The following is a 23,597-nucleotide window of genomic DNA, read 5'->3' as shown; positions in this document are numbered from 1 at the left end:
AAAATCAAAAAAAATTCACAAAAAAAATCAAAAAAATCACAAAAAAAAGCCCAACTCCCACATCATCACCCGCAGGCCCTTTGTAGGGTGTACTTCAGTCCAACAAGTTAAATGAAATTTAACCGTCAATAGCACATTAACCATACTTGTCTGAGTTGTTACTCTTGGTTATTGGTTATTGGTTATTGGTTATTCATCATGCAAACCTTATAGCACAGCTTAGGTACCGCAATAGGTATGATAAGATTTATCGCCATCAACAGGTGCATCTTGATAGTGTTTAGTATCAGTAAGTTCTGTATAAGGTTGTCGCAATACCGCCAAAAATTTATCTAGCGCCGTTAAATCACCATTTTCTTGGCAAGACGCTAACAGTGCTTCAACATGATGATTTCTTGGAATAACAACAGGATTAGTGCTTACCATTAATGTGTGCGCAGCCGTTTTAAATAGCTCAATTCGAGCATACCAGCGAGGTAACCATTCATTAAGCATATCGGCTAGTGGCGCTTCAATTTCACTTTTGTTCAGTGCCTTGGTTAAAGCAGTAAAGGTTTGGGTGTAATCTAACTTCTGCTTTTGCATAATAGCCAGTAAATCATTAATCAACTGAGCATCACCTTGCTCTGGTTCATCAATGCCAATTTTAGCCGCCATCATAGTCAAGTAACCTTGCTGAATATCTTGATGAAATTGCGCTAATAAAGGCTCCATTTTCGCTACTGCATCATCTTCATCGCTAGCCACTAAAGGTAATAAGGTTTCGGCTAGTCGTGTCATATTCCACTGAATAATGCCTATCTGTTTACCAAAAGCATAACGACCATTACGATCAATTGAGCTAAAAACAGTGTCTAAATCATAAGCATTCATCATGGCACACGGGCCGTAATCTATGGTTTCTCCTGAAATAGTCATATTGTCGGTATTCATCACACCATGAATAAAACCCACCCTTAACCATGACAGTACTAAAGGTATTTGCTTTGACAACACAGCAGAGAAAAATTTAAGCACTTGTTCGCTACTAATATCATCAGCCGTTGTTTTATCATCAGGGCTTGTCGTTGTTGCTACCTTATGTTCAACCAGCAATGCTGGAAAATGTCGATTAATAGCATAATTTGTCAACTTTTTAAGCGAGTCAGTATCGTTACGCGCCGAAAAATATTGAAAAGTGCCCACTCTGATATGGCTTGTGGCAACACGGGTAACAACAGCGCCATCATAAGGTCGCTCGCGATATACATTTTCACCGGTAGTAACCACAGCTAAACAACGTGTAGTTGGCACACCCAGCGCAAACATAGCTTCACTCATCATATACTCGCGCAGCGCTGGGCCAAGCGCACAACGACCATCACCTTGACGTGAAAAAGAACTAACGCCTGAGCCTTTAAGTTGAATATCCCAGCGTTGCCCCTCGGTATCAGCAATGTCACCTAATAAATGTGCACGACCATCACCAAGATGCGGATTAAAGTTACCAAACTGATGCCCAGAATAAGCTTGTGAAACCGGCTTGCTTCCTTCAATTAATTGATTACCTGAGAAGTATTGTGCGATAAGTTCAGCATCATCTTTTTGACTAAAAGGGATAGTTAAGGTTTTTGCTAAGGTTTCATTCCACAATAATAATGAGGGCGCAGCCACAGGTGCAGGAAATGTTTGCTCTGAAAAGCTAGTGCCAAGTGCTTGGTAGTTATTAGACAGGTTTATAGTCATTTATCTCTCTGGGTAAAATTTTTATTCATGGGTTGATAACAATTAAAGATGCTAATTTACTATCAAACTTACTGCAAATTCACTGTAAATTCACTATGCCACCCATAATAACTATAAGCAATAATGGCGTACTGATTGGAGGGTTTTGTTTGCACTCAAACATACAACGAACACTAAACTCTCCTTGCTTTATAACGTCAGCTGTAACAAGCGGATTTGCAGTGAGCGCAGCGAACGAAAAACGCGTCCGAGTTAACGCCATTGTTCGAGTTTGCTTATCTTTTCAGATATTGAATTGAAACAGGCGGAAAGCACTCAAACCCTGGCTTTGAAAAAAGATATCCCTGATATAAGGACACCCCTAATTTATTTAAAAAGTCGAATTCCTCTTCGGTCTCAACTCCTTCAGCGAGCACATCTATGCCAAGGTCAAGACAGACATCAGATATAGCCCTGACGATTGATTGCCGTGGACCATTTTTATCAATATTCCTCAGCAAATACATATCCAGTTTTATCAAGTCAGGCTGCACATCTGCCAGCAAGTTTAAACCGGCATATCCTGCACCAAAATCGTCAATTGCGATTGTAGCCCCTATTCTACGCAACTTATTTAGTGCATTCCACAATTCACTGGAGCTAATAATTGCTTCGCCTTCTGTAATCTCTATGATGAGTTTTTTGGCATCTATACCGTGATGTTGAGAAACGGCAACTGTGTTTTCCACATATTTCCCGCCTTCAAATAAAATGGAACCAGGTGTAAAGTTTAAACTTAAACCGCACTCAAGCCCAAGGTTAGAAGCTAACTTTATAGCGCGCTCTCGACTGGCTTGATCGAATTCCATTAAGCGTGCAGTGGGCACTTGGTCAAAGATGAAACCGGGAGGTTCATTATTTTTTCCTCTCAACAACACTTCATAAGAAACCACTTTGCCAGCGTCAATATTAATGATTGGTTGGAATGCGTGAGTATATTTAATATCTTTGATTATTCCAATCTCCATCGCCCTTGCGCAAAAGCATCAAGAATCTTCTTTGCTCTACCTTTGCTAATATTGACCAGACACGTATTTTCAGTAAAAAAATCGTTTGTTCCGTCAATTTTCGCCAACTCCTGTCTCGATAGCGACGCAGCGCCCATGGTCCAATCATTAAATCGGCGCTCTGGTATAACTTCAGATATTATCTTTACAATATTGCCATGTCGACCGTCTCCGCTTATAGTCGAAAACAGTTGGTTTATGGTTTTTTCTTCGCCTTCTAAAACCTGCAAAAAACTACCGCTATCAGAGACTAACATTCCGGTGACATCCAGAGATTTGTTCTTATTCCTAGCTTTTTCCAACAAAAAAGCTATATCGTGTTTGGAAAAGTCGATATAAGCTTTACTTGCGTAGATCAAATGTATGAGTTCAGTCATTATTGCCTCCTGATTTTCTATTCGCTCTACACGCCAAATAACAGGCTAAGTAATGGTTAGCTAAAATTGTGTAACCAACTATTGCGTATTCTTGTTGATTTTATTGCTATATTTCGTACTCTATACCATGACTTGGTTACTGTAAACGCCAAATAATTTTCATGCTTCTTACTTGCTTGCAACACCTGAACTAAACAGGTTTATTCAAAAAAATAGTTCTTCCGGTACCTATCCTTCAATTGATCAGCATGCCGCTTCAGAGTTAAATAATGCTAATAATCATATCTGTAAAAGACACGGCTAGCCTGTGATTTCATTATTAATGGTTATGAAAAGTAAATGGATCAAGTTATGCAATTTATAGTGAACAATTTAAGCTTTGATAAAATTGACTCTTACGGAAATGATAAACCACTACATGTAAGCGTAAGGAATGAATCAGAAAGGCACTTATAAATCATGAATATCAGCGACAAGGGCAGGCGTATTCCTGGAAGAAAAGCTTACAGCAATGAAGCTAAAATATTAGCGGAAAAATTAATACAATGAATGGAGAAATTTACCGCAACTCTGGTATCTTCTCACACGCTTGTTGCAAAGAAATATCAGGACATCTGCCTAGTGTGCTGCGAGTCGCTTTATTATGATACCTATAACGATACTGAACAGTTAATCAAGATGAACTGAAATACGAATACTAAGTCTATCTCGGTCAGCTATTATATTGAAACGTTTAGGATGTTTTTTACTTAATAAAAACTTTAATTTCCAGTCACTTTTTTTAGTCACTTAGTGCCATTTTACTGCCCTATAAACTTTTATAACTGGGACACACAAAAATCATTTCCGCGGGTCACAACTGGCGACACTTTTATTTATAACGGTAGAAAACACTATGATACCCAAGGTTACACAACAACAGATAAAGCTGGGTTGAACGGTTGATTTATACAAACAAAAAAAGAGCGTAAAGTTACACAGAGTAACAAGATAAACCAGCCCAGTATTTTGTGGCACTATGATGAAAAATAGCCGCTATAACTAGCCTTTGAAGTACAACAACCTATTCTTTACACCTCCATATACACGTTTTTATTTAGTGCGGATTAAACAAGAGGTGAATGAGCTAATTCGGGCTGGATCGTTCTGCTTTTAATAAGCTGTGGGTAATATCGATTGTTTTTTTGAGTTCGGTCTAGTTCGGTCTAGACCGGTGATTTGCAAAAATGGCGTCCTCGGCGGGATTCGCCCCGCAATACATCGCCCTTAGCTTTTCCGCGCTTAGTGTTTTCCGCATTTATATAGAATGTTCATAATCACAAGTTAACCATTACTATAAAAATTTATTAATAAAAGATTCCTGAAACTACGGCAAATTTTTTCAGCTAGAACTCTGAATATTCAGTGTCAGCAACAGAACGAGATCAATCAATACTTATCTGCAATTATGCTGCCCTGTTAGATAGTAACCCATATTATTTAACCAATATTCCGACTGATTTTCTTACATTATGTACATAAAGTCATTGATTAACATGTTAAACGGCCTTAGTTTTATCTGAACTATGATTCAAAGCCAATAAAATCACCTATTTTCCACGTTGGGTGGTATTATGGCCGGTAACCTTACATTTATGCCTTCAAAACTAATTAGTAATTGATTTTTCATCTGTATATTAATTTTATTGATATCTAACTTTAAGACAATCTTGAGTTAAATCTAGGGGTTATTATAACCCTCTGCGCTTTTACTTTACGAACTCAACAGGATAAAAATGACAATTTCTATATTAATTTGTGATGATTCAAATGTGGCACGAAAACAACTCCAAAGAATACTTCCTGAAGGTTGGGCCGCAAACACACAACTAGTAAAAAACGGCCAAGAAGCACTTGATGTGCTTCGTACTGAGGAAATAGATCTTTTATTTCTAGATTTAACCATGCCGGTATTAGATGGTTTTAGCGTATTAAAAATAATGCAAGCTGAAGCTATCGTTATTAATACCATTGTTATTTCTGCGGATATTCAAGACGAAGCGAAAAAAATAGTTGAGGCCGCCGGAGCATTAGATTTTATTAGAAAACCTATTTCGGCAACCACATTAATAGAAGTTTTAAAAAAGCATAAGTTACTATGAAAAATAGTTTCAACTTTACCGAAGATCAACGAGACTATTTGCAAGAAATTTGTAACATAGGCATGGGGCAGGCAGGCAAATCACTTTCTGTGCTATTTGAGCAATATGTGACTTTATCTGTACCTTCGATTGAAATTTTTTCAGCGAAAAATTTAATTACGACATTAAAACGATTGATACCCGCTGAACAAATATCGGCGGTCCGCCAGGGGTTTTATACTCATGTAGTAGATCCTAATATTTGTGGTGAATCCATTACCATCTTCAGCAACACCGACTTCGAACAGCTGGCACAATTAATTGATTTAGATGAGGAAGTAACATTTGAAGTTGAGCAGGAAATATTGCTTGAAATTTCAAATATTATCAATGGTGCTTGTTTGTCCGGTATTGCGGAACAAATATCAGAACGTTTTTTTAGTACGCCGCCATCTATGATGGGGCAATCCATCATAATAGAGAATTTACTCAATCAAGATCACTTGATATGGGATCATGCGCTTTCTATAAAAATACAATACAGTGTTGAACAGCATTCATTTCAGTGCGACTTATTGCTTTTGATGCCAGATTCTTCGGTTGAATACTTACAAAATGTTTTAAACCGGCTTATTGATGAGTTGTAAATATTATGACTAATAAATTTTCTTACACTAATAATGTTATTGATTGCGTTGATAGTGGCGTTTTTGTTGTAGATAAAAATTTCACTGTGCATCTGTGGAACGACTACATGGCTATTCGTTGTCAGTTCACCTCTGATGATATTGTTGGTTTAAATATCTTTGATTGCTTTCCTAACTTAGCTCAAAAATGGTTTAAAAGAAAAATTAAAAGTGTGCTCATTTTAAAGAGCCCGTCTTATTCTGGATGGGAACAAAGAGCTTACTTATTTAAGTTTCCACATGGCCGCTCTGTCACCGGTGGTGTTGATTTTATGTATCAAAATTGCTGTTTTACGCCCATATTTGACCAAGATAATAATGTTGAGTATGTTTGCGTTACCATTAAAGACGTGACCGATATCGCAATAGCAACCATGAAACTCAAAGATACTGTTATGGAATTAAAGCGTATCAACAGTATTGATGGTTTAACACAATTGTATAACCGATCTCATTGGGAAAAATGTTTCCGAAATGAAGTGAGTCGAGTTAACAGATATGAACACCAAGTTTCTCTTATTATGTTTGATATGGACTTTTTTAAAAAAATCAACGATCGGTACGGCCATTTGTGTGGTGATGAAGTACTGAGGCAAGTGGCGATACGCTGTACTGAATCATTACGTTTAAGTGATGTTATAGGGCGTTATGGCGGTGAAGAATTCTGTGTATTTTTACCTGGGACCGATTTAAGTGGTGCAGCCTATATAGCAGAAAAGCTGAGGCATATTATTTCCGATACACCTGTTTATTATAACTCAATAGCCGTTTCTATATCGATCAGTATTGGTTTTACCTGCTCTCGTTCATCAGACAATAATTACGAAACACTTATTCATGAAGCAGACACAGCTTTATATGCGGCAAAAAACAATGGCCGTTCTCAATGTGTTGACTTTTTTGATTGCGATGTTTAAGTTAGCCACAAAAACTAACGGCTAGCCTTATTATTCGTCTAACAGATTAAAACAGTTAGCAGCTCCTCTTGACTCTTGATATATAGGGTAACGCACTAAAGCATAGCTCGCTAACATTTACCCTAACTCGTCATACAGCGCGCTCTATATTCAAAGGTTTTTCCTGTACTTATGACGGGCAGTAAGAGGTAAGTATTAAAAAACAGCTTAAAATTTTCTTTGCTGCTGTTTTTTTATATTTTCTTGATTACTAACTACTTTATCAAAAATATAAATCCTCATTTATCTCTTTCTTAATTTACTATAGCCTACAGCAAGTAAGCGTTTAAATTAAAAGGATTTTCATGAGCACCACAGGTATCTACGAGCAGTTAATTACGCAGTTAGTTGAGCAAAACTTAGATCGTGAATCCTTTTATGTTGTATACCTTTCCTCAGTAAATGAAAGTCAATCAGTGAATGGAAAACAGATGGCCATCGCGCTTTGGCGTGGTTGAATGATGAAGTTAATGCTGTTTCTAAGAGGAATAAAGGAGATAAAGTGCCTTCTTTACCAAGAACAAAAGCTTATCGCATACACCGCAGCTAACCTGCCTTTTAAGTTAACCAGACGAGTTTGTACTTTGAATTCACTACTGATTTAGGCCATTAAAATAAAAAATAATATTGATATAAAGTTTTATATTTTTCATTACTTACTTATTTTTACTTATGCCCTTTTTCCCTATGTTCACTATAGATTTAGTTACCATTTATTTGTAATGTAGTTATTATCTGACATCTCATATACTCAAGCTATGCAACAAGAACTATTATTTTCCTCTAAAGAATTCAAACAACTATTAGGTGTTTCAGATTGTGAACTGATGCACTTGCGAGTATCAGGTAAATTAATATTTGTAAAAAAAGGGCATACCTTTTTATACCAACTTGAGGATAAAAACGTATTACTGAAACATCCTTTAGCTAACCAACTGGTAAACTGGTATCGAGAAAAACATAATATATCCATAGATAACTATCCCAAAGAAGTTGAATCAATCAATTCTACTCTAGATCTTATCGAAACAGTTTTACTACCAGTAAGTAAAAATTTTGGTGATGTTAAAATCACATATGGCTTTGTCTCACCTGAACTAAACAGGTTTATTCAAAAAAATAGTTCTTCCGGTACATATCCTTCAATTGATCAGCATGCAGCTTCAGAGTTAAATAATGCTAATAATCATATCTGCAAAAGACACGGCTTAGCCTGTGATTTCATTATTAATGGTTATGAAAAGCAAATGGATCAAGTTATGCTATTTATAGTGAACAATTTAAGCTTTGATAAAATTTACTATTACGGAAATGATAAACCACTACATGTAAGCGTAGGGAATGAATCAGAAAGGCACTTACAAATCATGAATATCAGCGACAAGGGCAGGCGTATTCCTGGAAGAAAAGCTTACGGCAATGAAGCTAAAATATTAGCGGAAGAATTAATACAATGAATGCAGAGCAATTTAAAGAATTAGTCAACTCACTTAGTGTGGGTAAGAAGCTACCTGATTCACCTTTATCAAAAATATAAATCCTCATTTATCTCTTTCTTAATTTACTATACCCTACAGCAAGTAAGCGTTTAAAATAAAAGGATTTTCATGAATACCACAGGTATCTACGAGCAGTTAATTACGCAGTTAGTTGAGCAAAATTTAGATAGAGAAACTTTCCATGTTGGCGAACGGTTATTAGAGGCTGGCGAAGCAGCTACTTGGTTATCTCGTTTTTTAACCCGTCTTATCGAAATTGCTATGGACTCAGTGCCCAATGGCGAGTCTAGAATTCATAATCAAATAAATCTCGCAAACACTATTGTTCAGTGGCTTAGCACGCACATTAAAGATGAAGCCTTAATCACTGATAATTTACTTGATAGCCAAGGCAAAATTCTTACCGCGTTATTTGATAAATCAAACCCCATTGCTGCTGACCTACCTAAATACGTAGATGCGATTATGCCAATAACCGGACTCACGCAGAGTGAGTTGTTTTGCGGCAGTAATGTCGGTGTTTCACTAGAGACTGAAATTAAAAGAGAGATCCAATCGTCAGATAAAATTTATTGGCTGGTCTCCTTTATAAAATGGACTGGCATTCGAATATTTAAAAATGAATTAGCGTCTTTCGCCCGTAGCGGCAAACAATTAAAAATAATCACCACCTCGTACATGGGCGCTACTGATGCAAAAGCGGTAGAGTTTTTAGCTTCATTACCCAACACCGAAGTTAAGCTTAGTTACAATACTAACCGTGAACGACTGCACGCAAAATCGTATTTATTCATCCGCAATACTGGCTTTCATACCGGTTACATTGGCTCGTCTAATTTATCACATTCGGCCTTAACCAGTGGTTTGGAATGGAACCTTAAAATTACCTCACAAGAAATACCGCATATCATTGAAAAATCGCTCAGCACCTTTGAAACCTACTGGGAATCACCTGACTTTGAGCACTTTGATGGTAAAGCAGCAAGCCGTGAAAAGCTAAACACAGCACTGCAAGAAGCAAAAGGCACGTTCAATAACGCAACGCCAAGTTTTTATTTTGATATCAAACCACACTCGCATCAGCAAACCATATTAGAAAAATTACAGGTTGAGCGAAACTTGCATAATCGCTACCGAAACTTAGTGGTTGCCGCAACAGGCACAGGTAAAACCATTATTTCGGCTTTTGACTTTGCGCGTTTCTATACTAAAAATCCCGAAGCAAAGTTTTTGTTTATTGCCCACAGAGAAGAAATACTAAAGCAGGCATTGGGTGCTTATCGTGGCGTATTAAAAAATAGCGCTTTTGGTGAGTTGTGGGTTGGTAATAACAAACCCAGCAAATATCAGCACCTCTTTGCCTCTATTCAATCGTTAAATAATCAGCTTAACAGTCAAACGGAACAGTTAGCCTTAAGTGAAGATTACTTTGATTACATTGTTATTGATGAAGTTCATCATATTTCAGCGAGTAGTTATCGCACGGTATTAAAACACTTTAGCCCACAAATACTCTTGGGATTGACGGCAACCCCCGAGCGCCATGATGGTACTGATATTCTAAGTGATTTTTGTAACGTTATTGCCGCAGAAATACGCTTACCTGAAGCGATAAATCAACGCCATCTTTCACCCTTTCAATACTTTGGTATAGATGATGATACTGATCTGACAAAAGTAAAGTGGTCTAAAGGCCGTTATGATATTGCCGAATTAACTCATCTTTATACCTATAACGACCAAAGGGTTTTGCGCATTATACAAAGCTTACAAGAGGTAGTTACCGACATATCACAAATGCGCGCCCTCGCCTTTTGTGTTAGTAAAGAGCACGCAAAATTTATGGCACAAAAATTCACCCTGCATAATATTGCTTGTGGTGTATTAACCAGTGATAACAGTAAAGACCGAGAAATTCAGCAGCAGCGACTTAAATCAAAGCAAATAAATGTACTGTTTGTCGTTGATATATTTAATGAAGGTGTCGATATTCCAGAGCTAGATACTTTGCTGTTTTTACGCCCAACTGAAAGCTTAACTATTTTCCTACAGCAACTTGGTCGAGGTTTGCGCTTAACTGACAATAAAGAATGTTGCACTATTCTCGATTTTGTCGGTAATTCACGACCAGAATACGACTTTTCTAGCAAGTTTAGAGCCTTAGTAGGGAAAACTAATCAAGCCATTGGCAAAGAAGTGAAGCAAGGCTTTCCTCACTTACCGTTAGGTTGCCGCATTGAATTGCAAGAAAGAACGCAAACCATGATCTTGAAAAACATTAGCCAAGCGTCGCTAAACAGAAATAGGCTATTCAGCTTAATCATAAGTTTCCAGCATGGTACAAAATTACCGTTAACACTAACTAACTTTTTACATCTTAACGATAGCATTACCTTAGAAGATATTTACAAGATCAAAATTGGCACATTTGGCGGTTGGTCAGTATTAGTTGCTGCAAGCAAGAACAACGAAATAGCGCTAGAGAATAAAGCACTTTATGCGGCTTATTATCGAGCCATTAATAATAGACTACTCAACTGTTCTTCAATTTCGTATTTACGTTTTATTAAAGCGCTTTGCGATAACGATTTTTCAATACCAGCATTAAATAGTGATCATACAGAGACAAACGCCCAACAGCATCAACAACAGTTTGCCTTAATGTGTCATTACGATTTTTGGAATAAAACAGGTAAACAACTTGGCTTTAATGATTTATCAGAAAGCTTGCTAGCACTGAGAAACACAACACTGCTTAGCGAACTAGCTGAAGTTATTTCAATACTGATTGAACGACTAGAGTTTACTATGCCAAAAGTTAACAATATGGTAGTAGATTCATCACCACTTAACATGCATGTTCGCTACCCGAAAGAACATATTCTTGTGGCGTTTGGTGATAGTACCTTTACTAAAAAGTCATCGAGTCAAGAAGGTGTGTTAAATATTGCTGACGCTAATACCCAGCTGTTATTCGTTACCTTGAATAAATGTGAAAAACAATTTTCAGCCACCACCATGTACCATGATTACGCCATTAGCCCAACCTTGTTTCACTGGCAAACTCAGAACAGCGCACGACCCAATTCAGGCCGAGGTTTAGGTTACATCCAACAGAAAGAAACGAAGAAAATCATCCTGTTATTTGTCCGTGAACAGGGCAAAGATGAAAATGACAGAACTATGGGTTTTGTCAATTTTGGTCCGGTAGATTTTGTGAAATATGAAGGCAGTCAGCCAATGAATATTACATGGAAGTTAAAACATCCCATGCCAGCATATTTGTGGCATGAGACGGCTAAATTGGCGGTGGGCTGATTTATTTAATATCATTAAAAAGTTTCCATTATTCTGGAGCTCTTATTATTAGATGCCCTGATAATGGAGCGTAGATGTTCATACATAATGGGATTAGTATTTGAAATATTCACTTTTGCCACAAACCTGACCTAATTTAGTCGTGAAATTATCACTGTAAATAGTCCGCTTAGCCACCAGCCTGTGTGAAAACTATTTCGAACTTACGTAATTGGATAATATCAACGTAAAAAGGCTCCGTAGATTAAATTCTGTAGTATACGTTTGAGGTAAAACCACCTGTAAATTCACGTAGCGTCGCATAAAAAGTTTACTCTGAGAGTTTTTACACAGCCTGCCATCAAAGCTGTCGTTCACTTATATTACTTCAAAGTGATATTTCCTTAAATTTAGTATGATTTTGATATTTCAAAGTGGATGCTATTTTAAATAGGTAGATCACCTTTACTTTTTAAAAGCTTGATTTCATTAATTTCTATTAGCCCTTCGTTAATAAAAGAAAAAATCACTATCCAGCCAACTATTGCAATAAAAGGAGCTTTAATTAACCAAGGGAACATCCAATCTCCACTATTCCATAACATATGTGAAAGGACAGCTATCAGAAAAACCCTTATAAAAGTAAATTCAAACAACATACTTATATTAAAGGCTCTACCTTTTTTTACTTTCCACAAAGCAGCCCCTATCATTCCCGTCCAAACAATATGCCCAAACGGTGACAAAACCCCTCTCAATGTAATATTGTCTATCATAGACTCATAACCTTCATTCAAAAGAATTTCAAAAGCATACCCTGCACTTTCAAATGCACCAAAGCCACAGCCAACCGCTGCTCCAAATAAAAGTCCATTTAAAATATAAGGGTATCGCACTGCATTAGCAATCAATAAAAGGGCAATCAACTTTCCAGGTTCTTCAGCAATACCAGCAACAGGTGCTCCTAACCAATTTAGGTCAGAAGTTAATTGAAACATCAATAAAGATAAAATTAATGATAGAATTCCTCCTTGCAAAACCGATTTAAAAACTTTTATCAAAGAAATATTTCTAGGAAGATTAGTTTCAAAAAAGAAAACTAATACACTTAAAGGCATTGCAAAAGTCCCAACAAATATCAACCCGGGTAATAGCTTTAAATTCTCCCAATATTCAAACGAATAAACAAAGCCTAGATAGGTTAAGAGCATCAACCCAAATAGCCGTATAAATAACCAAGGTCTTGGGAATTCTGAAGTTATTGTTCCAATATTTGGTGTTGTAGCAATAGTACCCACTGAATAATATTCTTCCAGCTCCTTATCATTCCTTTTTTTAAATACGTCAGACAGCAGTAATTTTATGCTAAAACCAGTTATATCTTTAGTACCAGCAAAGGATGTTACATGCTGGCTCAAGGTTGTTCTTTCTTTGCTAACTGGACCGCTTTTTATCTTATTTTCGTTTAACACTAAACTATCAGCATTATTCCCATCCTGCTCACAGTTTAAATAACATATAACACCAATCTCCAAAATTTTATCATTCATGTAAATAGCTTTCTCTTTACATAAATTCGTCTTTAAGACATAATTTTTTCCATCAAAATATTTTTCAGCTTTAGCTTTTGATATTTTAAAGAGAGCAGCAAATGCACTTAGAACTGTTTTTAAATCTTTATCTGGAGCAATCTCTCCTTTAAAAACTAGCTTATAATAACTATCCATAGACTTATCTCGCAAACAATAACTTTACTGATGGAGTTACTGCTAAACTAATTTCCATCCCTACGCTTCTCATACTTTTGATACTTATTTTTTTCTGTAAATCAGCACTCATTTTTATTGCATTTACCAACATGGTCACAATAGGTTTATCTTTAACTTTCTCTTTCAATTCATCCATTGTTAGAGTTGTCTCATTATTCATTTTAACGATAACAATAACTTTAGGTGATACACCAAGTTCCATTTCTAATTCTGCTATCGTATAACCTGCATTTTCTAGATAAGGCATAGATGAATTTATTTGTACTACTGATTCTTGTAGTTTTTTCATTCCAATACCTTGAGCACGCTTTAAATGCTCTAATGCTACTTTCTGAGCTTTTTGTGTAAAAGCATTAGAGGCAAAGCTGCTCTCTTCCTCCTCAATTACATATGCACCAGAAATTAAATCATGAAAACCTCTTCGCTTAGGATTAAAAAATATACTTACTGCCGTAATTAGAAAAAAGGCAAAGCCAACTAAGAATAAAGCAGATCTTATAAATGATTTTGTGAAATTTAAAGGGCTGGCATTTTCATCTACAACTTTTACTTTTAAAAGTCTAGCTCCTATAGTTTTCCCATTAGACATATTTGCAGTCATCAATGTGAAATAAATAAGACTTAAAACAAAACCGAGGTATTCTAAATTCTCTACGGAGGCTGATATGAAAGTAGTGACCAAAAAACCGATTAGTAAGGCACATCCCGTAATTAGTAATTGATCAATAAAAAAGACTACAGATCGTTTCCAAGGTTTTGCTATTAACAGTTCATCTACTTTTAAGGTCTGACTTTCTTGATTTTTATTTGTTGTTTCTTGGGTAGTATCCTCTTCAACTTCTTCAATATTGAATAAATCTTCATTATTATTTTTAAATTGAATATCGGCCTTACCACCAAACTTAAGTATTGCTTGTTGAATCTTATTTGCTTTTTCTTCATCTACATCGCTAAAAAGAGTAAGATCATTTTGCTTCAAATATTTTACGATATCGTCTTTAGATGCATTGGGGAAACTACGCTTAATTATTCCAGCAAGGTTAGCAATATTTTTTGTATTACTAATTCCTTTGTATATAACATCACACTTCATCACGTACTATTATCCCTATAATTATTTAGTTTCAAGTTACCACCTAAAAACTAAGTTTCCATTGGTAAACATTACATAAACAGCTATTCAATTTTTTTATGAACTTATTATATATATATATAAATCAAAATCATAGATGCGATACTTCAAGTAATTGATATATTTCTTCTCATAGCCATAGTCTTTTATCTGGCAAAATTAGCCGTTTATATTTTACATCCCAAAGGCAATGAGCTTCAAGCCGACGTTAGGATTAACAAGTTGCTAACTTCCGCTCTAGCGCACCAAAGAGACATGTTAGTTAAAGAATAAATGAGGACAGAGTAAATTGAAACATTCACCATTCCCTCAACTGCTGCATTTCTTTCAATCGTCCACGTTGCATAACCAATGCCTCAAACAAGTCATCTACTGACGAGTTATCTGAACTTAACCCCGGCAGTGCAATATTAGCCTCAGCGAAAAATCGTTTCTGAATCTGATCTTCTGGTTCTAGCCAAGCAACTTGCCACCAATGTTGAATTCTTTCTTTAGCCACTTTTAATTTGTACTCGGTTGGTAATCTATCGCTTTTTTGATTATTCACTTGGCTATCCGTTGGCAATAAATTCCATAAATCGTTATTGGGCCAGCGAGCAAAAGGCATACTGTGATCAATATCGTATTTTTGTTTTAATGATTTAGCCGACCACACGCATTGTATTTTTTCGTCTTTTGGTAATGCATTTTGTATGAGTTCGAAACGTTTACGTACCTCAACAGTCGTGCGTTTAGGCTCTTCCCAATTTAGCGCTTGAGCTAATTTATATTGATTTTCAGGCGCTTTATATTGAGCATTACCGGCATAACTTGCCATGGTTTTTACCCATTCATTAACTAGTACAGGTTCAATCCAACAGGCGTAGCGATTAAACGCCAGCCAAGTCGATTCAGGCAGTGAAAATTCGCCCCACTGTTCAAGGGTTTGTAAATCAAGAAATATGCTGTCTTTGGCTTTTACGGTTTTGCTGGCTACTTCAAATACGGTGTTATCACTATTGGCTTCTCTATTAGGAAAGGTGATATAACGACATGGCATCGTTTTAATATTACTGACTGCCGCAGAGAGTGTTTTATGCAGCGCGATCGCATCGTCACCGGTAAATAGATTGCCAATACGATAATCTGACGCGCTGCGATGGGTTAATTTCTGCCAGCCATTCGCTTTCATAAACCCCATGTTGGGGCTTTTATTCGGTGTTTGAAATATATTGTGGCTATCAATTAAGTCTTTGTATTGATGACACCAATACAGCGCGACTAGGCCTACGGGTAAAATAACGCGATCGCCAAATGGTGATGGCTCTCGCCTTAGCACAGCGCCTGCATGACCATCGGCAATTCTTAATAAAACTCTAAGTAAGGCCAGTTTATGGGTTGCTGATTTGCCATCGTTTAGTGCTACATGGCGAATAAAAGGAAAAGCGCCCGTGCCATCGTCTGGCATTTGCAATACTAGGGTTTGCCACGAAACGTGATCACGTCCGAGTTTGTCTGATTCTTTTGGTGTTTCTAGTTTAGTAAATAGCCCAACATCGCTCGCGAGTTGTTTAATTTCGTCAGCGCACACGGTATGCATTTTACGTTCGTTGCGATCCTCAATGGTTTGCCCGTGCCTGAGAGAAATAACCAGTTTGCCACCAGGTTTAAGTAAATTAGCTAATTTACGTATTGAGCGCGCACGATCACTTACCGGGATATGCATCCAAACCGCGCTTAAGAGGATTAAATCAAAGCTGACTTCTTGCTTGGTGATAACGCTTAATGCGGGTAATGAATCTGTCAGCCACTTTACGTTTAGCCCTGTGGTTTGCCTTGCACCAAGTTCAGCCAATAGGTTGGCAGGTTCAACAGCCACTACTTGAACCTTGTTTTCGGTGCCGTGAGTTTGTGCGGCAAGTTGCGCTATATGTTTAGCATCGCGACCAGAGCCTGCGCCAATATCAAGAATACGCGCATGAGCATTTTTTATAACGGATGGCAAAAGTTGCGACCAACTTTGATGTACCTCATCAAATGATTTTGACAGGTATTGCTGGGCTAACTTATTGGCATTTTTATTATAAAATTGAGGAGGCAAGCGCGGGTTCCTTTCGCGTAGATATCTTTATAATTCCATTGTGACACAAAGCTTACCCACATTGTTGTTTTCTATCAATGCATTACAAATTAATACAATTATATATCTTCATGTAAATTAGAGAGTAAATTCAATCAATCATCTAATTCAGATTCATTTGATGATTGACAGTTATTACCATAAATGGCCATGATTGTTGCAACCATATCCATTAGCGCGCTTGCCCAACAACATAGCCAGACACTTAACGGCAATAAACCAAGATAGATTATCAGCTCCCTTTCAAAAACTAGCTCGTCATAATTTTTTAGATGGAGAAGACAGTATTTTCGATTACGGTTGCGGAAAAGGAGGTGATACCAAAGAGCTTGAAGCTCATGGGTTAAATATCAATAGCTGAGATTCTACTTATAAACCAGAGGGTGAAAAAAACCAAGTGATATAATGAACTTAGGCATCGTATTAAACGTAATTGAAAACGTAAACGAGCGCACCGAAACACTTCAAAAAGCATGGCAACTTAGTGACAAATTACTGGTTGTCTCCGTTATGTTAGCGGGCTCAGCAAAGCTAGAGCAATTAAATTAGCAACGGCCCTACTTTTATGTTCCTTGGCTTCTCTCTGTGTATACATAATTTAAATTCTTCTAATGTTACATTAATCTTTGTTGTAGGATTTTCTCAGTTGCCTATAACAAACAGCATTAGCCCACCAGATCTTCTGGTGGCGTTTATTTCAACTGTTTTATCAAAAGTGGCTCAATATGTATTAAATTTGCGATTATTAAGTCACTCCTTCGTTTACGATCAAGCATCTGTAAAATCTAATAGCGAACAAATATTGGAAAAACCTTTCGTCGTAACATGCATATAAATCGCCATTGTTTGAGAACTAGAATGACCTAATAACGCTTAAATATAGCGAAGGTCTGTACCCTGTTCTAAGAGGTGAGTCGCAAAACATTCATCACCGCTAACTGCTTTAAACAAAAATACCTAGGTCGGTAGGCTAGAATACATTCACGCAACAACACTAAACACTTATTGTGCAACAACCTCACCCAACCACCAACGTAATCAAAATCATACTCCCAAACACAACCGGCCAATAAGCTACCTTAGGAATAAGGTTATCCTTATACAAAATTATATTCCGCAATCCCGACGCCTGAATAGAAAACAAAAACGTATTAGCCGTCGCCAACACCAACAGGCCATACATAAAAATATAAAATAACTCAATGTAGACAATACTCGCCCCGGCGAACTGTTCTCTTAATTGTATATGGGCCAACATAACAACAAAGAACAAACCTGAACTTGTGCCAATGAAACCTGCGACGCTAAAGCCCAGTTTATGAGCGTGATTTTTATTCTCAGAAACGGTTAACAGCGCAGCGAATAACAATGCAGCCACCAAAAACAAAGGCAAAAGATAAACAATAAATGCGTTTTTAAATTTTCTCTTTACAACAAAGTTATACTGCAGCTCTGGAAAGTTCGATTGACCTACATAGTTATCAAGACCAAAATTAGTGTCGTAGTTAGACGTGTGATAATCGAAGTAGGTGTTCTCTCGAATCCAGGTGCCGAGGACGATACTTTTTTCAATCCCGAAGATATCTTCAAGCCCTGTCGCCTCATAGGCTTTATAGTCAGGTATCAAGATCACGTTTTTGGAAAAGTCTTTGGCCCACATTCGCACCCAGACAGTTTTGTGATCAAAGGGGTAGACGGAATAATCAAACGGTTGGCGTAAGGTGGCTTCGAAATACCAACCAATCACCTCTTCATCACCACTACTCACGCGATACACTTCGCGCGGATCAATACTACCGGTATTAACTTGTTCCGGAAAAATAAACCCTACTTCATCTTTACCGGGTTTAATGTCATCGTGTACATTGTTTTGATAGTGCTGCCAGATATAACCTGAAATATTTACTTCCATTGAGTTAAAAAATTGAAGTGACTGAATAAAGATTCCCGTTTTAATTTTAGTGGCAGGGGAAGTCTGGGTATTATCCCACTTTTGTATTTCGGCCAATGCGGCCTGCTCACTAACCAATTGAGTCGGTTCGACTTTATATTGATTCATTTTTACCCATAGCATCACCAGTATCACAATAAATACCATTGATATGATTGCCGATAGGAGCCACCAAGTCGTTTTCTTCATTCTAGGTTCCTCCACACTTTCTTTTATTGCAGTGCTTGTGCTGCCCGCTTCGGACGCTAACCTTGCCGCTTTCTTTGGGTAAAGGCCTCAGGTCGATTCTCTACAAACTAAAAAGAAGATCCAGCTTCGCTCTCCATTGGTGAGAAACCATAGGCAATCGATCGGCTTGCATTATCTTGCGTTTTGTCAGCGGGAAGATTCATAATTATTTTCTTTTCTGGATTTGGTCTATTGTCTATAATGTTATATGTATGGTGTTGTAGCGAACCCAATGGGTAGCTGTGCACTATACATTTTGTTATAGGCTTTATTCTTTTTACAACATTACATTATTTAATCATCGCTCCTAGCGCCTCGGAGTTGGGCATCTTCAAGTTTAGACTCGGCTTCAAATAATTCTTCACTTTTTTCTGACCCTAATAAACCTCCGTCTTCACCTGATTGATGATTATCATAACCAGCCTTAATTGCAGCGCCTTTTATAATGTATCCCACTCCTTTATTGAGTGGTGTTGTGACAGCTTTGGCTGGTGGGAAAAGATTAGCTGCCTTATCAAGTCCGCCCGTAACTTTAGAAAATTTATTTAAGGCATGTCCTGCTTTTGTTGAATCTACTGATTGTTCAGCCAGATCCTTCTTTTTCTTAAGCCCGACTCCGAATCGTTTTGCTTTTACAACGTTTGGTTTAGCCTTTTCCATTGCACTTGGACCGCTTCCTAGAAGAGACTCTTGTTCTTTTTTCTTCTTAGACCAAGGCCACATCATCTGTATTGGCTTCTCAGAAGATATTGATTTGAACTGAGTAACTTGACTATTTTCTTGGTTGCTGTTCGCCAAGTTTTGCAAAGTTTTCAACTGCTTTACTTGAGGGCTATTATTAGTAACCTCTTGCAGTTTCCTTTGAGCAACAGCATCTGGACGGTTATCCAAAAATTGAAAAGTAGACTTCCCATTACTCTGATTTTGTGAAATAGCATTTGCCACTGATTGGCTTTTATTTTTTTGTGTTTTGTCAGCGTGATTGTTCATGATTTATTTTTCCAGTTTTGGTCAATTGCCTATAACAATCTCAGAAAATCCACTATGGACTTTATTAAGACTATCTCTTTATCTACACTGGTCTTTTAACGAACTTTCTTAATATTAAAAAGCCACTCTTCATATAGTTATTTCATCGAGGGGGGATCGAATCCCTTTAAGACCTTTTGTCGACTTTTTTCACGCTCAAGGCTGCTGAGTATATATCTAGGTCGTTATTGAACTTGAATGTCCCAGCAAGGTTTGTATGTACCTAAGATCCGTACCCAGTTCCAAAAGGTGGGTGGCGAAGGAATGCCGCAAGGTATGCAAAACGCCTTTTTATCTATCCCCGAAGACTTTAGTGCTCGCTCAAAAATCTTACGCAAACTCGTCGCCGAATATCGATCGCCTCCCGCGCCTTCAAATAGATACTCTTTAGGGCAATACTACCTAAAATAGTTACTCTTAAATGCCTTGTTGAACTTTTTGCAGTGCTTTATTACCCATAGTGCTAGCTTCACTTTCTAAACCTGCATTGTCGTTAACCGCCATGCCGCTAACACTGGTGGTGGGTTGCACTCTTCCTTGCGCTTGTTGTACTACGTGTCCTAATTCGTGAGGTAAATGTTTTTCTTGTCCACTGGCTAAATGTATATCGCTACCTTGTGCATAGGCATGTGCTTGTACTGTTGCGGGTTTTGAAGAATTGTAGTGCACATTTACGTGTTCGAGCGACATGCCAGATAGGTTTTCCATGCCCGATTTTAAATTGTCGGGTAAGCCGGTTTTGTTTTCTTTTTTCTGAATGGGTGTATTGGAAGGTTGAAATGATGCTTTGTTTTGAATGCGGTTATTAGCAATTTTCTGAAGTTGAGACAATGCAGTTGTTTGTTGGCGATTATCAACAAAATTTGACGTTAATGAGCTGTTATGCTTTTGTTGCCTAACATTAGCTGAATTAATCGACTCTTTTTGTTCTGTTACTGGTGCAACAACTGCTTTCATGAGAGTTCCTTTCATTGTATTTTACCTGATACTACTTACTGCTATTCGATAGTTACAACCTTATGAATTACTGCTGACTTTGCTAACAACTGACATCACGGTAAGTGATCATTTCGCATCTTTATAATGTAGTTAGTAAATGTAATTAATACAATAATGATCAGTACGCCTAATACCGCTATATCAGCATTTTCTTGCCAATATTTGTCGCACCCTAACATTGAGAAAAATAGCAAAACCGCACTAGCCCAACTCATTAGATAACTTTTATAGTGATTATCAATAAATTGGCAAATATAGCAAGACGAGCTTTTTAAGAATATTGATGACACTAAAAATATAATCATTACATCGAATACAATTCGAACTTCCCAGCGTTGGGTACAAATAAAGTCGCAAACATTTTCAGGTAATATCGATTTTACTAACACTTCAATTTTGTTAACAATGATCGGGTCGATTAATACCTTGTTTATTTTTTCTTGTATTGCATCGAAATGCGCTTCGCCTTGCAGTGGTATTGGCCAAAAACCGACACCGCCAAAGTTATGCTTGGTATACACTAAATCGTCTTCTAATTGGCTAAAGTCTGCTGCAGCTGATAAGTCGTAAGGCATTATAATAGGCACAATTTTATTCATCATGGTGCGACGTGCTGCACCGGTAAAATTGTCTTCTATTATTTTACGTAAATGCTTTTTAGTTTTAGTGGTGTACTCTGGTAGATACATTAAAATGTAATCTAAAGTTTGTTCTTCAGAGTCTGTCATTTTACACACTGAATTATTTTTATCAGATTCAATAATACCGGCTATGGCGACATTACAAAGTTTAAAGTCGATAACATTTGAATGACTATTTTCGTCCTTACAATCAATGCCACTTGGGCATATATCTAAGTCTAATAGCACATTCACTTTAAAATTGGGTTTGCCATTTTTTAGTGATAAAAATGTTTGCGCAATGCTCGACAATGTATCGCTGTCTTCTGGTGTGAATTTAGGTAAATATAAGGTTATACCGTCTAAGTTGGTGACATTATCGTTTGACCATAACATGTCTTTTTCTTTTGGCGATTTTAGTAAACTATTTTTAACCGTCACGAGTGATTTTTTTATCACTTTGTCTGACCATTTTTGCCAGTTAATAAGCTCTATAACAATATCGGCTTGGGTGTAATGTTTGTGCGCTTGATTAATGAAATTTTCACGTAAGCTGTTCCATACGCCAATATTTTCACTACCGGTTACATGGCCATTCTTGTCGATACTAATACCTTGAAAACCAATTCGCGAAATATTGGTGTAATCAATTTTATTGCTTTTATCGTCTTCGCTTTTACCTTCGACTATTGTTTCAATAGTTTTTATCTTAGGTGACGGTAACCAACCCGGATAAATATTGTATATTACGTTATCGTAATACCTTTCTTTTACACAACCGCAATCGGCTTCATTGGCAATGGGGCTATTAATGTGTGGTTGTTGCTCTGCTAGTTGCATAATTTTATCGATTGAAAAAGTCAGTTTTTGGTTATTTATTGGTTCTTTGTCAGTAGCTATTTCTATCGAGTCTTTTGTGTCGCCTTCTGCTAAAAAAATACTGGCTAATGCATGTTTAAATAACATTTCAGACGGATAAGCTTTTTGTTCTAACAAGCTTAACTTTTTAAGATCTTTATCTGACACAGCAAAATTCATGAGTGATTTATTTTTTAAATCATCGAAAGAAGTGTTGTCAAAAACAAAGGTGTATAAAGAGGATGTTTCTATGACTTGTTCAGCTAATTTATTAATATATACAGCTGGTGTTTTGGCTAGTGTATTAGGTGAAACATCGGTTTTTTTAACCATAGCTTTCAGGGGGAATTCTGCAGAGTTACTGTTTACAGCTTTTGTTAAAACGTCAGCTACAGCTTTTAATAGAACGTCATTAGCACTATGACTTTTGTTTTTAAGGCTTTCTAATGCTGTTATGTATGGCGTTAATTGAGGATTAATAGCCAATCTATCAAATGAGCGCTTATTAAGTTGCAACGTATAGTTAGATTTAAGCGTGTCTAGTATTGCGTCTAAATAACGCTGTTTATTGGCTCCAAAATCTTCAAGCAAGGGCATAAAAAACTGTTCTGCATTAATTTTATCAATAAACGGCGTATTGATATGAGTGGCTAATACTACAAACAGCGCCTTGTCTTGAGCGATTAACTCAATAGATTCTTTAGATAATTGATAATAATGTGGGTCGTTGTCTTGCTCGCTTTCACTTGTTTGTTTATCACATTCTTTTAATAGATTGCTCACCCATTTATTACCATACTTTTTAGACTGACCATTAAACCATTGTTTTAGCATGGCTAAATTTCCTGTCGCTTTACAGTTGGGTTCTACTTTTTTAATTGATGAATATAAAAACAGAGAATCTATTACGTCTTTTTTGTGTGGTTCTGGTAAGTTTTCACAAAAGTCTGTTAACCACTTTAGAGTGACAGGCCCAACGATACTGTCTGATAATGGTTCTTTTTTCTCAGTAAAATTATCAACATAATGCTTATATCGATAATTAACGTGATATAGCCCCACTTGAATCAACATACTCTGCATTTTAGAAAAACTGGTTTTATTGAGCACTTGTTGACATGAAATAGCCTTAATTTGGCTTGCTTGTGCATTTTGTAAACATTGAAGCAGCATAAACCCGGCTATA

Annotated in this window: 18 protein-coding genes and 1 pseudogene; 8 read left to right on the top strand and 11 right to left on the bottom strand. The window is 36.9% G+C overall.

All coding sequences use genetic code 11. The annotated features are described in order from the left end of the window. Positions 1-219 precede the first annotated feature (219 nt). The 3 genes from H4J54_RS15980 to H4J54_RS15970 all read right to left on the bottom strand — a co-directional run bounded on the left by H4J54_RS15980 (position 220) and on the right by H4J54_RS15970 (position 3,148). Positions 220-1,725: a YdiU family protein gene (locus H4J54_RS15980; protein WP_182191997.1), complete on the bottom strand. Its 1,506-nt coding sequence runs from the start codon at positions 1,723-1,725 to the stop codon at positions 220-222. Between the two features lie 275 nt (positions 1,726-2,000). Next, entirely contained in the window at positions 2,001-2,732 is a 732-nt protein-coding gene (locus H4J54_RS15975) for an EAL domain-containing protein (protein ID WP_220464151.1), read from the bottom strand. Further along, the gene (locus tag H4J54_RS15970) at positions 2,717-3,148 is read right to left on the bottom strand and encodes a BLUF domain-containing protein (protein ID WP_182191996.1); all 432 of its coding nucleotides are present in this window, start codon (positions 3,146-3,148) and stop codon (positions 2,717-2,719) included. Before H4J54_RS15970 ends, H4J54_RS15975 begins: the two co-directional genes overlap by 16 nt. A 1,775-nt stretch (positions 3,149-4,923) precedes the next feature. On the opposite strand from H4J54_RS15970, the gene H4J54_RS15965 reads away from it, so the two are divergent. The 6 genes from H4J54_RS15965 to H4J54_RS15940 all read left to right on the top strand — a co-directional run bounded on the left by H4J54_RS15965 (position 4,924) and on the right by H4J54_RS15940 (position 11,727). After that, the gene (locus H4J54_RS15965; protein WP_182191995.1) at positions 4,924-5,289 is read left to right on the top strand and encodes a response regulator; all 366 of its coding nucleotides are present in this window, start codon (positions 4,924-4,926) and stop codon (positions 5,287-5,289) included. After that, entirely contained in the window at positions 5,286-5,915 is a 630-nt protein-coding gene (locus tag H4J54_RS15960; protein ID WP_182136347.1) for a hypothetical protein, read from the top strand. Before H4J54_RS15965 ends, H4J54_RS15960 begins: the two co-directional genes overlap by 4 nt. A gap of 5 nt (positions 5,916-5,920) precedes the next feature. Beyond that, on the top strand, positions 5,921-6,871 hold the full coding sequence (locus tag H4J54_RS15955; RefSeq protein ID WP_182191994.1) for a diguanylate cyclase: 951 nt from the start codon (positions 5,921-5,923) through the stop codon (positions 6,869-6,871). Between the two features lie 344 nt (positions 6,872-7,215). Continuing rightward, complete coding sequence (locus H4J54_RS15950; protein WP_182191993.1) at positions 7,216-7,368, top strand: hypothetical protein; 153 nt, start codon at positions 7,216-7,218, stop codon at positions 7,366-7,368. Positions 7,369-7,668: 300 nt separating this feature from the next. Continuing rightward, positions 7,669-8,367 (top strand): hypothetical protein, encoded by a 699-nt coding sequence (locus tag H4J54_RS15945; protein ID WP_182191992.1) that lies wholly within the window; start codon positions 7,669-7,671, stop codon positions 8,365-8,367. A 150-nt stretch (positions 8,368-8,517) separates the two neighbouring features. Next, complete coding sequence (locus tag H4J54_RS15940; RefSeq protein WP_182191991.1) at positions 8,518-11,727, top strand: DUF3427 domain-containing protein; 3,210 nt, start codon at positions 8,518-8,520, stop codon at positions 11,725-11,727. Positions 11,728-12,152: 425 nt separating this feature from the next. On the opposite strand, the gene H4J54_RS15935 is transcribed toward H4J54_RS15940, so the two are convergent. From H4J54_RS15935 to H4J54_RS15925, 3 genes are all read right to left on the bottom strand, one after another. Further along, on the bottom strand, positions 12,153-13,433 hold the full coding sequence (locus H4J54_RS15935) for a PrsW family intramembrane metalloprotease (protein WP_182191990.1): 1,281 nt from the start codon (positions 13,431-13,433) through the stop codon (positions 12,153-12,155). Positions 13,434-13,437: 4 nt separating this feature from the next. Beyond that, positions 13,438-14,568 (bottom strand): RDD family protein, encoded by a 1,131-nt coding sequence (locus H4J54_RS15930; RefSeq protein WP_259366975.1) that lies wholly within the window; start codon positions 14,566-14,568, stop codon positions 13,438-13,440. Between the two features lie 337 nt (positions 14,569-14,905). Continuing rightward, a complete protein-coding gene (locus H4J54_RS15925; protein WP_182191988.1) occupies positions 14,906-16,687 on the bottom strand; it encodes a methyltransferase domain-containing protein in 1,782 nt (593 codons plus the stop codon). Positions 16,688-16,880: 193 nt separating this feature from the next. Here H4J54_RS15925 and H4J54_RS15920 point away from each other — a divergent pair, with 193 nt between their 5' ends. Both H4J54_RS15920 and H4J54_RS15915 read left to right on the top strand, forming a co-directional pair. Beyond that, positions 16,881-17,087, top strand: a complete 207-nt coding sequence (locus H4J54_RS15920) for a hypothetical protein (RefSeq protein ID WP_182191987.1) — start codon at positions 16,881-16,883, stop codon at positions 17,085-17,087. A 44-nt stretch (positions 17,088-17,131) separates the two neighbouring features. Continuing rightward, positions 17,132-17,275 (top strand): hypothetical protein, encoded by a 144-nt coding sequence (locus H4J54_RS15915; RefSeq protein WP_182191986.1) that lies wholly within the window; start codon positions 17,132-17,134, stop codon positions 17,273-17,275. 469 nt (positions 17,276-17,744) lie between these two features. Here H4J54_RS15915 and H4J54_RS15910 read toward each other — a convergent pair whose 3' ends face one another. The 5 genes and pseudogenes from H4J54_RS15910 to H4J54_RS15890 form a co-directional block, all read right to left on the bottom strand. Then, positions 17,745-18,866: a hypothetical protein gene (locus H4J54_RS15910; protein ID WP_220464152.1), complete on the bottom strand. Its 1,122-nt coding sequence runs from the start codon at positions 18,864-18,866 to the stop codon at positions 17,745-17,747. Between the two features lie 333 nt (positions 18,867-19,199). Continuing rightward, on the bottom strand, positions 19,200-19,895 hold the full coding sequence (locus H4J54_RS15905; protein ID WP_182191985.1) for a hypothetical protein: 696 nt from the start codon (positions 19,893-19,895) through the stop codon (positions 19,200-19,202). Between the two features lie 219 nt (positions 19,896-20,114). Then, positions 20,115-20,213 (bottom strand): annotated as a pseudogene (locus H4J54_RS15900) (tyrosine-type recombinase/integrase); the annotation flags it as partial. 138 nt (positions 20,214-20,351) lie between these two features. Next, complete coding sequence (locus H4J54_RS15895) at positions 20,352-20,891, bottom strand: DUF4157 domain-containing protein (protein ID WP_182191983.1); 540 nt, start codon at positions 20,889-20,891, stop codon at positions 20,352-20,354. 95 nt (positions 20,892-20,986) lie between these two features. Beyond that, positions 20,987-23,584 carry a hypothetical protein gene (locus H4J54_RS15890; RefSeq protein WP_182191982.1) on the bottom strand — a complete coding sequence of 866 codons (2,598 nt, stop codon included), beginning with the start codon at positions 23,582-23,584 and terminating at the stop codon, positions 20,987-20,989. Between the last annotated feature and the right edge of the window lie 13 nt (positions 23,585-23,597).

Source organism: Colwellia sp. MB3u-8, assembly GCF_014076985.1.
Lineage (GTDB): Bacteria > Pseudomonadota > Gammaproteobacteria > Enterobacterales > Alteromonadaceae > Cognaticolwellia.
This window is presented reverse-complemented; position numbering and strand designations above follow the sequence as displayed.

Coding starts and splice junctions, on each gene's coding strand:
- H4J54_RS15960 (WP_182136347.1), top strand. CDS start 5,286: ATGAAAAATAGTTTCAACTTTACCGAAGATCAACGAGACTATTTGCAA.
- H4J54_RS15910 (WP_220464152.1), bottom strand. CDS start 18,866: ATGAAGAAAACGACTTGGTGGCTCCTATCGGCAATCATATCAATGGTA.
- H4J54_RS15905 (WP_182191985.1), bottom strand. CDS start 19,895: ATGAACAATCACGCTGACAAAACACAAAAAAATAAAAGCCAATCAGTG.
- H4J54_RS15970 (WP_182191996.1), bottom strand. CDS start 3,148: ATGACTGAACTCATACATTTGATCTACGCAAGTAAAGCTTATATCGAC.
- H4J54_RS15955 (WP_182191994.1), top strand. CDS start 5,921: ATGACTAATAAATTTTCTTACACTAATAATGTTATTGATTGCGTTGAT.
- H4J54_RS15890 (WP_182191982.1), bottom strand. CDS start 23,584: ATGCTGCTTCAATGTTTACAAAATGCACAAGCAAGCCAAATTAAGGCT.
- H4J54_RS15895 (WP_182191983.1), bottom strand. CDS start 20,891: ATGAAAGCAGTTGTTGCACCAGTAACAGAACAAAAAGAGTCGATTAAT.
- H4J54_RS15945 (WP_182191992.1), top strand. CDS start 7,669: ATGCAACAAGAACTATTATTTTCCTCTAAAGAATTCAAACAACTATTA.
- H4J54_RS15935 (WP_182191990.1), bottom strand. CDS start 13,433: ATGGATAGTTATTATAAGCTAGTTTTTAAAGGAGAGATTGCTCCAGAT.
- H4J54_RS15965 (WP_182191995.1), top strand. CDS start 4,924: ATGACAATTTCTATATTAATTTGTGATGATTCAAATGTGGCACGAAAA.
- H4J54_RS15940 (WP_182191991.1), top strand. CDS start 8,518: ATGAATACCACAGGTATCTACGAGCAGTTAATTACGCAGTTAGTTGAG.
- H4J54_RS15915 (WP_182191986.1), top strand. CDS start 17,132: ATGAACTTAGGCATCGTATTAAACGTAATTGAAAACGTAAACGAGCGC.
- H4J54_RS15950 (WP_182191993.1), top strand. CDS start 7,216: ATGAGCACCACAGGTATCTACGAGCAGTTAATTACGCAGTTAGTTGAG.
- H4J54_RS15980 (WP_182191997.1), bottom strand. CDS start 1,725: ATGACTATAAACCTGTCTAATAACTACCAAGCACTTGGCACTAGCTTT.
- H4J54_RS15930 (WP_259366975.1), bottom strand. CDS start 14,568: ATGAAGTGTGATGTTATATACAAAGGAATTAGTAATACAAAAAATATT.
- H4J54_RS15975 (WP_220464151.1), bottom strand. CDS start 2,732: ATGGAGATTGGAATAATCAAAGATATTAAATATACTCACGCATTCCAA.